Source organism: Aurantimonas sp. (assembly GCF_964217435.1).
GTDB lineage: Bacteria > Pseudomonadota > Alphaproteobacteria > Rhizobiales > Rhizobiaceae > Aurantimonas > Aurantimonas coralicida.
Genome location: NZ_CAXPJM010000024.1, coordinates 1 through 11097 on the forward strand (window position 1 = coordinate 1; position 11097 = coordinate 11097).

The 11097-nt window shown below is 66.2% G+C and carries 10 protein-coding genes and 1 pseudogene; all 11 read right to left on the minus strand.

Features of this window, described 5'->3' with window-relative positions; all coding sequences use genetic code 11:
* A pseudogene (locus ACEQX1_RS10790) lies at positions 1–553 on the minus strand (tRNA (N6-isopentenyl adenosine(37)-C2)-methylthiotransferase MiaB); the annotation flags it as partial.
* A 57-nt stretch (positions 554–610) separates the two neighbouring features.
* Complete coding sequence (locus tag ACEQX1_RS10795) at positions 611–1483, minus strand: lysophospholipid acyltransferase family protein (protein ID WP_370194538.1); 873 nt, start codon at positions 1481–1483, stop codon at positions 611–613.
* A gap of 57 nt (positions 1484–1540) precedes the next feature.
* Positions 1541–2065: a GNAT family N-acetyltransferase gene (locus ACEQX1_RS10800; protein WP_370194537.1), complete on the minus strand. Its 525-nt coding sequence runs from the start codon at positions 2063–2065 to the stop codon at positions 1541–1543.
* A 92-nt stretch (positions 2066–2157) separates the two neighbouring features.
* Entirely contained in the window at positions 2158–2868 is a 711-nt protein-coding gene (gene tsaB, locus ACEQX1_RS10805) for a tRNA (adenosine(37)-N6)-threonylcarbamoyltransferase complex dimerization subunit type 1 TsaB (RefSeq protein WP_370194536.1), read from the minus strand.
* 30 nt (positions 2869–2898) lie between these two features.
* Positions 2899–3474: a NifU family protein gene (locus tag ACEQX1_RS10810; RefSeq protein ID WP_024349500.1), complete on the minus strand. Its 576-nt coding sequence runs from the start codon at positions 3472–3474 to the stop codon at positions 2899–2901.
* Between the two features lie 138 nt (positions 3475–3612).
* Positions 3613–4104, minus strand: coding sequence for a universal stress protein (locus ACEQX1_RS10815; protein WP_024349499.1), 492 nt, complete (start codon positions 4102–4104; stop codon positions 3613–3615).
* An 84-nt stretch (positions 4105–4188) separates the two neighbouring features.
* Complete coding sequence (trpS, locus tag ACEQX1_RS10820) at positions 4189–5256, minus strand: tryptophan--tRNA ligase (RefSeq protein WP_370194535.1); 1068 nt, start codon at positions 5254–5256, stop codon at positions 4189–4191.
* An 89-nt stretch (positions 5257–5345) separates the two neighbouring features.
* Positions 5346–6971: a murein biosynthesis integral membrane protein MurJ gene (gene murJ / locus ACEQX1_RS10825; protein WP_370194534.1), complete on the minus strand. Its 1626-nt coding sequence runs from the start codon at positions 6969–6971 to the stop codon at positions 5346–5348.
* Positions 6968–9826: a [protein-PII] uridylyltransferase gene (locus ACEQX1_RS10830; protein WP_370194533.1), complete on the minus strand. Its 2859-nt coding sequence runs from the start codon at positions 9824–9826 to the stop codon at positions 6968–6970. Before ACEQX1_RS10830 ends, murJ begins: the two co-directional genes overlap by 4 nt.
* 187 nt (positions 9827–10013) lie before the next feature.
* Positions 10014–10310, minus strand: coding sequence for a hypothetical protein (locus ACEQX1_RS10835; RefSeq protein WP_040325978.1), 297 nt, complete (start codon positions 10308–10310; stop codon positions 10014–10016).
* 280 nt (positions 10311–10590) lie between these two features.
* Positions 10591–11010 carry a hypothetical protein gene (locus ACEQX1_RS10840; RefSeq protein ID WP_370194532.1) on the minus strand — a complete coding sequence of 140 codons (420 nt, stop codon included), beginning with the start codon at positions 11008–11010 and terminating at the stop codon, positions 10591–10593.
* Positions 11011–11097: the final 87 nt, after the last annotated feature.

The following is an 11097-nucleotide window of genomic DNA, read 5'->3' on the forward strand; positions in this document are numbered from 1 at the left end:
AGGTGCAGAACTTGTCGCAGCCTTCCTGCACGGTGAGGAAGGCCGTCACGCCGCGCGCACGGATTTGCGGCGCCGTCACCTTTGGCAGATGCCGGAACTTGTCCTCGACGGCGTAGTCCGTCTCCACGACCTTGTCGCCGCGCGCGACCCGGGCCAGCGCCTCGGGCAGCCGGTGATAGGTCTGCGGTCCGATGACGAGATCGACGACCGGCGCGCGGTCGATGATCTCCTGGCCCTCTGCCTGGGCGACGCAGCCGGCCACGGCCACGCGCATCTCCACGCCCCGCTCGGCCTTTTCGGCCTTCAGCAGCTTGATGCGGCCCAGCTCGGAATAGATCTTCTCGGCGGCCCGCTCGCGGATATGGCAGGTGTTGAGCAGAACGAGATCGGCGTCCTCGATCACTTCGGTCGGCTCGTAGCCATCGCGCGCCAAGGCATCGCCCATACGCTGCGAATCGTAGACGTTCATCTGGCAGCCATAGGTCTTGATGAAGACCTTGCGGGTATTGATGCCGGTCTCGTCCGGTCGTGTTGCTGCAGTCGTGTCGGTCATGCGCCCTTCTGATCGGCCCTCGTGTGCTGCCGGCGCGCGCCGCCGGAAACGAGTGACCTATCCCCCTATATCGACAGCATCGTGACGCGGTGCAAGCGTCGGCTCGCGTCGCGATACCACAGCCGCCTGCTTTGCAGGCAGATTGTGGCCGCAAAGGCTCGCCGCCAGCATCGCCCGAACGCTGTCCTCGGCGGCCCGCGCGACATGTTTGCGGTTGGAATCGGCGGCGAAGACGATCGGCTCGCCGAACGAGATCTCGACGTCGATGGCCCCTTCCTTCAGGACGCCGAGCAGATGCGGCCCCAGCGCCACGTCCCCCGGCCAGGCCACGAGCGGGCGGAACCGCCGGCCCAGCGGCACGCCATTGGCATGGGTATAGGCGATTGCCACCGGCTGAACCCGGACCTGCGCCGTATGCGACGAGACGAGCGCCGCCTGGGCCGCGCCGAACAGTGCCGTCTTGAACGGCAACACCTCGTTGCCGTCCGAGGTCGTGCCTTCAGCGAACAGCACCATGGCGTCGCCTTCGCTCAACCGCCGGGCGATGGCCCCCGCCTGATGGCCGGTGCGGTGGCGCGCGCCGCGTTCGACGAAGACCGTGCGCTGCAGCTTTGCCAGAAGCCCGAAGGCAGGCCAGCCCTCGACCTCCGACTTGGCGATGAAGGACAGGGGCATGACCTTCCCGAGCACCATGATGTCCGACCAGGACTGGTGGTTAGCGGCGATCAGCAAGGGATGATCGGAGCATGGCTGCCCGACGATGCGGACCCGCAGTCCCGCCACCCGGCAGGCGATCCGGTGCCACAGCACCGGCAAGGTCCTGGCCAGCGACCACCCACGGGCGATGGCGACAGCCTGGACCGGCCACAGGATCAGGGTCAGGGCGACGAGAATGGCGCTGACGGCCGCGACGCGCAGCGTTCCGATCATGCCCGCGCCGCCCGGGCCGGGCACGCCTGCGTCTGCTTGCTCTGCATGATCATGCGCCTAGCGGAGCGCCCGCTTCAGCGTCAATGCGCTCGTCCGGTGGCCTTCGGGGTGGCCGTAATAGGCCGGCCGCCGGCCGACTTCCTCGAACCGCAGGCGCCCATAGAGCTTGCGCGCCGCCGTATTCTCCTCGTCGACTTCGAGGAAAAGGGATTCGGCCCGGGCAGCGTGAAGGAGTTGCAGGATCTCGTCCATCAGAAGACGACCGACGCCGGCGCCGCGGGCGCGCTTGGCGACCGCAATGGTGAGGATCTCCGCTTCGCCTTCGGTGTTGCGCGCCAACACGAAGCCCAGGGGCGGATCATCGGGCAAGCCGATCCGGCGTGCGACCACGCCGAAGGTGCCGTCCTGCGCGAGGATCGCGGCCAGTTCATCCCCCGTCCATGCCTGATCGAAGGCCTGGCTGTGAATCTCGGCCGCGGCGTCGATGTCCCCCTCGGACAGCGGCGCAGCGACCACTTCCTGGCCACCGAAGAGGCCTTCGAGAAATGAGACGGTCCAGACCCAGGGCAGAAACCAGTACATGAGCCCTCACTCGCTCCAGCGTGCCGACGATCGGTGTATTCGGCCCAGCGGGAAGACCAGAGCCGACCACCCTCGATCCTAACCCTATTCCGCTAGGCTTGCGGAGCGCTTTCGCCGGGAATGGCAAATAGTCCGGTCGCGGCTGCCGGTTTGGCGTCGGCACCCCGCAGATAGAGCGGGCGCGGAGCCTCGCCGGTCGCGCGACCGGCAGCCAGACGACACAGCGTCGCAATGTCGGGTGCGGCCGTCTCGGACAGGATGGCGACATCGCGTCCGGCCAATGCCTGACAGGCGATCCGGGCACCGGTTCCAACGACAGCAAGCGATGCCACTTCCGGCGCGTGCGCGACGATGCCGACGAGGTCTTCGGGCGCCAGTGCCGCTGGCTCCTTCAGCGCGGCGCCGTCGGCATCGTAGAGGGCTGCATAGACCTCGCCGCGCTTGGCGTCGAGAACACTGAGGACGACCCGGTCGGCGGCAAGATGCGGGGCTGCGAGCACCTCCAGCGTCGTGACGCCGATGGCGGGTACCCCGAGCGTCAGCGCCAGACCGCGCACCGCCGACACACCGACCCGGAGGCCGGTGAACGAGCCCGGCCCGACCGTGACGGCGATCCTGCGCAGCGAGCCGTAATCGGCACCCGCCGCGTTCAGGACATCGTCGATGATGCCGAACAGCTGCTCGGCATGGCCCTTGCCGATCTCCGGCTCGTCCCGTGCCAGGATGACGCCGGCATCCATGTCGAAGAGCCCCACCGAGCACCGCGCAAAGGCGGTGTCGACGGCCAGAAGCAGTGAGGCCATCGGCTCAGACAGACCCGGCGCACAGCGGCATCAGGCGGCCTCGACCGCTTCAACCGCCTCGACCTCGGGCACGAAATGGCGCAGCAGGTTCTGGATTCCGTGCTTCAGGGTCGCCGTGGACGACGGGCAACCGGCGCAGGCGCCGCGCATGTTAAGATAGACGGTGCCGTCGCGATAGCCGCGGAAGGTGATGTCGCCACCGTCCTGCGCAACCGCCGGGCGGACACGGGTCTCGAGCAGTTCCTTGATGGTGGCCACAGTGCCCTCGTCGCCAGCCTCGAAGAACTCTTCGCCGTCCGGCATCGCGGCATTGGAGCCCTGCGCTGTCATCACAGGCTCGTTGCCCATGAAGTGCTCCATCAGGCCGGCAAGAATTGCCGGCTTGAGGTGCTGCCAGTCCGGGCCGTCCTTGCTGACGGTGACGAAATCATAGCCGAAGAAGACGCCGGTCACGCCCGGCACGTCCATCAGCCTTGCCGCCAGCGGCGAACGGTTGGCGGCATCTTCCTTCGACAGGAACTCTTCGGTGCCACTCTCCAGCACGACACGGCCGGGCAGAAACTTCAGCGTGGCGGGGTTCGGGGTGACTTCGGTCTGGATGAACATCTTGCATCCTCTCTTGCGACCTTAAGGTCGCGCATAATCTGGAATCGTTCTAAACTTATCTCAGAACGACGATCGGGGCAACATAAGGGGTCTGCCGCCGGGACGACAGGGCCTGCCATGACGGTCGGTCGCCGCGCGTCAGCAGAGGCTCTGGATATCCTCGTCGGTGAGGGTCGCCGGGACGATGGTGACCGGGATCGGAAAGGCCGCGCCCTTGCCCGCCACCGCGGAGACCAGCGGGCCGGGACCTTCATTGGCCTCGCCGGCCGCCAGCACCAGGATCGCGATCTCGCGGTCCGCCTCGATCAGCGCGTGGATCTGCTCGATGACGGTGCCCTCGCGGACGACACCCTCGGGCTCGATGCCGACCGCCTCGCGCAATTCGTCGGCGACCTTGCCGAGCCGCGCCTCGGCTTCCTCGTTGGCCTCGGCGCGCATGATCTTCTCGACGCCGAGCCAGTGCTGGAAGTCGCCGGGCTCGATGACGTACAAGAGCACGGCGCCGCCGCCGCTCGCCTTGGCGCGCTGCGCCGCATAGGCCGCAGCGCGCATGCACTCCGGCGTGTCGTCGATAATGGCGAGGAACTTGCGTTTGCCGCCGGCGTCCCGACCGATGCGTTTCGATACCATGGCGGCAAGATGGCAGCGGCGGTGCCCCACGACAAGGTGACGGGACGCACTGTCACCGCCGCCTCGCCATAAACCGTTGCAGAATCAGTCCCGCAGCAGGCCGATGATGTCCTTGACGTCGTTCATCGTCGTCGCGGCGATGGCGCCGGCGCGCTCGCCGCCATCCTTTAGAACCGCGTCGATGTGATCGGGCGCCGCCAGCAGGCGCCGCATCTCGCCGCTGACCGGGGCGAGCTTCTCCACCGCCAGCTCGGCCATGGCCGGCTTGAACTCGGAGAACTGCCGGCCACCGAACTCGGCGAGGATCTCGGCCTTGGACCGCTCGGCGAGCGCGGCGTAGATGCCGATCAGATTGTCGGCCTCCGGCCGGCCCGTCAGCCCGTCGACCTCGGACGGCAGGGCGTCCGGGTCGGTGCGCGCCTTGCGGATCTTGCGCGAGATCGCGTCGGCGTCGTCGGTCAGGTTGATGCGCGACAGGTCCGACGGATCGGATTTCGACATCTTCTTGGAGCCGTCCTTCAGGCTCATCACCCGGGTCGCCGGCCCCTCGATCAGCGGCTCGGTGATCGGGAAATAGCCGTTCACCGTCTCGTCGCCCATCTGGATCGCCTGCCCGAGCCCGGCGGCGGCGATCTTGTCGGAGAAGTCGTTATTGAACTTGGCGGCGATGTCGCGGGTCAGTTCCAGATGCTGCTTCTGGTCGTCGCCGACGGGGACGTGGGTCGCCCGGTAGAGCAGGATGTCGGCTGCCATGAGGCTCGGATAGGCGAGCAGGCCCAGCGAGGCGTTCTCGCGGTCCTTGCCGGCCTTTTCCTTGAACTGCGTCATGCGGTTCATCCAGCCGATCCGCGCGACGCAGTTGAACACCCAGGCGAGCTCGGCATGGCCCGGAACGCGGCTCTGGTTGAAGACAATGTGCTGCTTCGGGTCGATGCCGGCGGCGAGGAAGGCTGCGGTGATCGAGCGGGTCTGCTCCCGCAGGTCGTCATGCACGAGCTGGGCCGTGATCGAATGCAGGTCGACGACGCAGTAGATGCAGTCGTGGCTCTCCTGCAGGGCGACGAACTTGCGGATCGCGCCGAGATAATTGCCCAGGTGCAGATTGCCCGTGGGCTGCACGCCGGAAAAGACGCGGGGGGTGATGACGCTCATGGTCGGCGGCTCCGGAATTGGCAGCGCGGGCGGGAATTGCCGCGCGTTATGGCCGAGGGCACGGGCACGATCAAGCGCCCTGCCCCGGCTCAGGATGCAGCGGGCGGCGGTGGCGGTCGCTTGCGCTTCAGAACGGCGAGGAACAGTCGGCGGTCAGCGGCCCCGGTTGCCAGCACCAAGGCGAAATAGATCGCCATCGCGGAGGCGACGAGGATGCCGATCGCCAGAATCTGCGTCGTCAGCGCGCTTGACGGCTGCAGCCAGTCGCCGAGCTCGGTCATCTCGAGGATCAGGACGCCGCCCATCAGGAGCGAGCAGACGAGCACCAGCGCGGTCCGCTTCAACAGTTCGCGGTCGATCTGCCACTGGCCCTTGCGGTAGAGGCCGGCAAACAGCAGGCCGGCATTCAGCCAGCCGGCCAGCGTCGTCGCCAGCGCGATGCCCCGCTCGGCGATCAGCCAGAACAGGATCAGCGACAGGACGATGTTCGCCCCGGCGGAGGCGAGCGTCGCCTTCATCGGCGTCTTGGTGTCCTCGCGGGCGAAATAGCCGGGCGAGAACACCTTGATCATCACGAAGGCCGGCAGCCCGAGGGCGTAGAGGCCGAGGACGGAGGCGACGACGGGCGTCACCGACGGATCAAAGGCGCCGCGCTCGTAGATCACCCGGATGATCGGCTCGGGAATGATGAACAGAGCGACCGCGGCGGGCAGCGTCAGGAACAGGGCGAATTCCAGGCTGCGGTTCTGGGTGTGCTGGGCCTCACGCAGATGGCCCGCCTTCAGGGCGCGGGCGAGTTCGGGCAGGAGCACGACGCCGATCGCCACGCCGATCATGCCGAGCGGCAGCTGATAGGGCCGGTCGGCATATTGCAGGATCGACACCGCCCCCGGCTTGAAGGAGGCGATGGCCTGGCCAACGAAGAGGTTGATCTGGGTGATGCCGCCGATCAGGGCGGCCGGCCCGGCCAGCACCAGGAGCCGCTTCAGGCCCTTGGTCCAGCGCGGACGCCTGAGCGCGACGCCGAAGCCGGCCATGCGCATGGCGACGACCACCATGGCGAGCTGCGCCAGCCCGGCGATCATCACGCCCCAACTCATCAGGAAACCGATGGTCGGCTTGTCGGCCTCGGTCCACAGGCACCAGGACAGGACACCGATGAGGATGAAGTTGAGCAGCGTCGGCGCGGCAGCCGCCGCGAAGAAGCGGCGGAAGGCGTTGAGGATGCCGCAAACCATCGCCATCAGGGACATGCAGGCGAGATAGGGGAACATGATGCGCGAGAAGGTGACTGTGATGTCGTAGCGCGCCGCGCAGGAGATCACGTCACCGCCCGCCGACGGATCGTCGACGCATACGGCAAGGCCGGGCGCGATGATCGTCTTGACCAGCACCGGCATGAACACCAGCGCCAGCACCGTCAAGACGACGAGCGCGGTGAACAGCGTCGAGAAGATCTCGTTGGCGAAGCGCCGGGCGCCCTCCTCACCCTCCTCTTCCAGCGAGCGGGAGAACAGCGGGATGAAGGCGGCGTTGAACGCGCCTTCGGCAAAGAGCCGGCGGAACAGGTTCGGAAAACGGAACGCCAGGTTGAAGGCATCGGCCACCGGTCCGACGCCCAGCGCCGAGGCCATCATCATTTCGCGGCCGAAGCCGAAGATGCGGGAGACCAGCGTCGCCCCGCCGACCGTGGCGAACTTGGACAGAAGGCTCATCGATGGGGGATGCCGAATGCGCGCTGCGAGGACATGACGACAGGTGAGGACATCTCGCCCTCCGGGCTCTCGAAGACGCGCTTCAGCCGGACCTCGATCCGCTCGATGCGGGTCTCGCTGGTGATCTTCGTGCCGATCAGGTCGGTCACGTAGAAGACGTCGACGACCTTCTCACCATAGGTCGAGATGTGGGCCGAGCGGATGTCGAGATTGAGGTCGGAGATCGCACCGGTGACGTCCGACAGGAGGCCGGGCCGGTCGAGCCCCTCCACCTCGATGACGGTCAGCTGGTTCGACAGGGTGTTATCGACGCTGACCCGCGGCTTGACGGCAAACAGCTCGGTACTGCGTGGCGGCCGGCGATTGGCCAGAAGGCTGGCCGGCATCTCGCGGCCCTGCAGCAGCTTGCCGATATTGGCGCAGATGCGCTCGGCGCGGCGGATCTCGTCCTCGTCGGATTCGAACTCGCGGTTGAGCAGCATCACGTCCAGCGCCCGGCCGTCCGACATTGTGAAGATCTGCGCGTCGGCGATGTTGGCGCCGGTGCCGGCGCAGGCCCCGGCGATCAGCGACAGAAGCCGCGGATGGTCGGGCGCCAGCACCATGATCTCCGTCACTTCGCGGAACCGGTCGGTGCGCGTCTGCGTCGCCAGGGCGCCGGCATCGCGCGACTCGCGGATGAACTCGGCATGGCGAAGCTGGTCGTCCAGCGGCGCGGTGAGGAAATAGTTCGGATAATGCAGGTCGAGATAGCCGGTGCGCTCGGCTTCCGGCCAAGCGCCCAGCCGCTCGGCGAGACGCTCACGCGCCTGCCCGATGCGCTCGCTGCGCGAGGTCTGGGTGAAGCCGCCGGTCAGGGTCGGCTCGGTCTCCATGTAGAGGGTCCGGATGAGCTGGCCCTTCCAGCCGTTCCAGACGCCGGGACCGACCGCGCGGATGTCGCAGACGGTCAGGATCGTCAGGAGCTTCAGGCGGTCGAGCGTGCGCACGCGTTCGGCGAAGTCGAGAATGGTCTTGCGGTCAGTCAGATCGCGCTGCTGCGCCGTCATCGACATGACGAGATGGTCCTCGACCAGCCATGCGACGAGATCGGTCTCGCGCTCGTCGAGCCCGAAGCGCGGGCACAGTTCGCGGGCGATCTCGGCGCCGGCGATGGAATGGTCCACCGGCCGCCCCTTGGCGATGTCGTGCAGGAGCAGCGCCAGGTAGAGCGGCACCCGGTCCTTCTGGAGCGGCATGAAGCCGCTCGACAGCGGCACCTCCTCGACCAGCTCGCCGTGCTCGATGCGCGACAGCGTCGAGATCGACCGCAGCAGGTGCTCGTCCACCGTGTAGTGGTGGTACATGTTGAACTGCATCATCGCGACGATCCGGCCGAAATCGGGGATGAAGCGACCGAGAACGCCGGCCTCGTTCATCCGCCGCAGATGCAGCTCGGGGTCCTTGCGATCGGTCAGAACGTCAATGAAGAGGCTGTTGGCCTCCGGGTTGTCCCGCAATTCGGCATCGACCAGGCGCAGGGACCGGCGGATCAGCTTCAGCGCATCGGGGTGGTATTCCAGCTCGTGCAGCGCGGCGAGGCGGAAGATGCGGATCAGATTGACCGGATCGTCGCGGAAGACGGTCGCACGGCTGATATTGATGCGGTTGTTGTCGATGTGGAAATCGAGCGTGCCGGGGATCTTCTTGGCCCGGGCGCGCAGGGTGCGCACGAAGCCGCGGATGCCGGGAGCGTCCTTGGCGTGCTGCTCTTCCAGCGCCGCGCAGAAGATGCGCGTCAGATCGCCGACATCCTTGGCGATCAGGAAGTAGTGCTTCATGAAGCGCTCGACGTCCTTCAGGCCCGGATGGGCATTGTAGCCGAGCCGCTTGGCGATCTCCGGCTGCAGGTCGAAGGACAGGCGCTCCTCGGCCTTGCCGGTCGCGAAATGCATGTGACAGCGCACGGCCCAGAGGAAATCCTCGGCCTTGGCGAAGAGCTTGGCCTCACGCCTGGAGAACACGCCGGCCTCGACCAGGGCCTCGGTCGTGTTCACCCGGTAATGGTACTTGGCGATCCAGAACAGGGTGTTGAGGTCGCGCAGACCGCCCTTGCCCTCCTTGATGTTGGGCTCGACGAGATAGCGCGTGTTGCCGGTCTTGGCGTGGCGCGCGGATCGCTCCTCGAGCTTGGCGGCGATGAAGGCCTCGCTCGTCCCGGCCACCACTTCGGCCTCGAAGCGTGTATCGAGCTCGGCCAGAAGCTCTTCGTCACCGGCGATGAGCCAGCGTTCGAGGATCGCGGTGCGGATGGTGAAGTCGGCGCGCGCCAGCTTGATGCATTCGTCGACGGTGCGGGACGCATGCCCGACCTTGAAGCCCAGATCCCACAGGAGATACAGGAGATATTCCACCACCTGCTCGCCGAGCGCCGACTGCTTGTAGGGGAGGAGAAAAAGGAGATCGATGTCGGAGCCGGGCGCCAGGGTGCCGCGGCCATAGCCGCCGACGGCCAGGACCGTCATCCGCTCGCCGGCCGACAGGTTGGAGGCATTGAAGACGAAGCGCAGGGCGTAATCGTGGATCGCGTGGATCACCGCGTCCTGCAGCCGGGCGAGACGGCGCGCGCACAGGCTGCCGCTGCCATCCTCGAACAGCATTTCCTCGATGGTGGCGCGGCCGTCGCGGATCACGTCCCGCACCAGCGCCAGAACCTCGCTGCGCGCCGTGTTCGAGGCCCCGCCGGCGCTGTCTGCCTCGGCGATCGCGGCCAGCCTCGCGCCCAGGCCATCCACGTCGAGGATGCCGACAAGGCTTTCCCCCTTGGGCAAGGAAGCGGGGCTCGACAAGGCGGCGGAGGCCTCCAGCATCGTCATCGGCAATCCTGATCGATCGAATTCGCGTTCGGCGGCAGGCTATATCCCATTCGCCAGCGCGAAGCGAGAAAGCCGGCAGATCATCACGTCCAGGAAGTGTCCGCCGGGCCAGGCGCACAAAAAAGGGCCGCCCCGCGGGACGACCCTCGATCGGCGGAAGGTGAATTCCGCCCCGTGCAATACCGGATTAGCGCTGGGTGGCGCCACGCTCGGCTTCGTTTGCCTCGGTGCGATAGAAGTCGCTGCCCGGAACAACCGAGGTCTCGTTGGTTGCCGCGGTCGTGTTGCCCTGGGCATAGCCATAGGCACGCGCGTCGGTCTGCGTGGTTGCAGCGGCGACGCCGCCGTCAGCGGTGACCTGGCGCTGGGCTTCCTCGTTGCGGGTCTCGTAGAATTCCGAACCCGGGATGATCGACTGTGCGACAGCCGGAGCGGCGATCGAAAGACCGATGACTGCTGCCGAAATAGCGATTACATTCTTCATTGTATTACCGTTCACTTAGATGATTTCAATTCTCTGCGTCGCCGGATACATGAAATATCCCGTGGCGCCGATTGATCCCGATGTAAGCACTGTATCGATCGACAAAAGTGCCAGATTGTGAACAGTCCGTGGTCGAAAATCATGTTCGCCTAAATGGAACCCGATCGTTGTCACGCCCGTGTGAACAACTGCCTGACGAGGATGCAGAACGCAGAAAAGGGTCGCCCCTTTCGGGACGACCCTTTCAATGTGCTGCCCGCGAAAATGCGGACGAAGCAGATTACTTGATGACGTTGGTGTTCGAGCCGTCCTGCAGCGCCTCACCCTTCTGGGTCTTGGCACCTTCCTCAGGCGAGAAGGTCGCGCCCGAACCCGGGATCAGCACGTCATCGCCGTTCTCCGGCGTGGTGGACGACGTGGTCATGCCGTTGTCCTCGGCGACATCGTTGCGCTCCTGCGCTTCGGCCGTCTCGGACTGCGTCTCGCTACCCGGCACAATGGTGGCCTGGGTGTCGTTGGCTTCCGGCGCCATGCCGGTCATGCCGTCGCTCTCGGCGACGTCGTTGCGCTCGGCAGCGTTGTTCTGCTCGATCACGGTTTCCGAACCGGGGATCTTCGGCGTGACGTCCTGCGCCAGTGCACCAAAGCTGAACACCGAGGTACCAAGAAGGGCGGCGGTAAAGATAGCAGTCGTCTTCATAAGAAATGCCTTTCGTATGAGTATCAGTGTGAACACATCCGACGATGGCGCCGGTAAATTCACGATCGGCACAACAACGGCGCCCAT

What these genes read in the sequence shown, in the direction of transcription:
- ACEQX1_RS10795 (WP_370194538.1), bottom strand. Translation starts at nt 1,483, where the DNA reads ATGATCGGAACGCTGCGCGTCGCGGCCGTCAGCGCCATTCTCGTCGCC.
- ACEQX1_RS10800 (WP_370194537.1), bottom strand. Translation starts at nt 2,065, where the DNA reads ATGTACTGGTTTCTGCCCTGGGTCTGGACCGTCTCATTTCTCGAAGGC.
- tsaB (WP_370194536.1), bottom strand. Translation starts at nt 2,868, where the DNA reads ATGGCCTCACTGCTTCTGGCCGTCGACACCGCCTTTGCGCGGTGCTCG.
- ACEQX1_RS10810 (WP_024349500.1), bottom strand. Translation starts at nt 3,474, where the DNA reads ATGTTCATCCAGACCGAAGTCACCCCGAACCCCGCCACGCTGAAGTTT.
- ACEQX1_RS10815 (WP_024349499.1), bottom strand. Translation starts at nt 4,104, where the DNA reads ATGGTATCGAAACGCATCGGTCGGGACGCCGGCGGCAAACGCAAGTTC.
- trpS (WP_370194535.1), bottom strand. Translation starts at nt 5,256, where the DNA reads ATGAGCGTCATCACCCCCCGCGTCTTTTCCGGCGTGCAGCCCACGGGC.
- murJ (WP_370194534.1), bottom strand. Translation starts at nt 6,971, where the DNA reads ATGAGCCTTCTGTCCAAGTTCGCCACGGTCGGCGGGGCGACGCTGGTC.
- ACEQX1_RS10830 (WP_370194533.1), bottom strand. Translation starts at nt 9,826, where the DNA reads ATGACGATGCTGGAGGCCTCCGCCGCCTTGTCGAGCCCCGCTTCCTTG.
- ACEQX1_RS10835 (WP_040325978.1), bottom strand. Translation starts at nt 10,310, where the DNA reads ATGAAGAATGTAATCGCTATTTCGGCAGCAGTCATCGGTCTTTCGATC.
- ACEQX1_RS10840 (WP_370194532.1), bottom strand. Translation starts at nt 11,010, where the DNA reads ATGAAGACGACTGCTATCTTTACCGCCGCCCTTCTTGGTACCTCGGTG.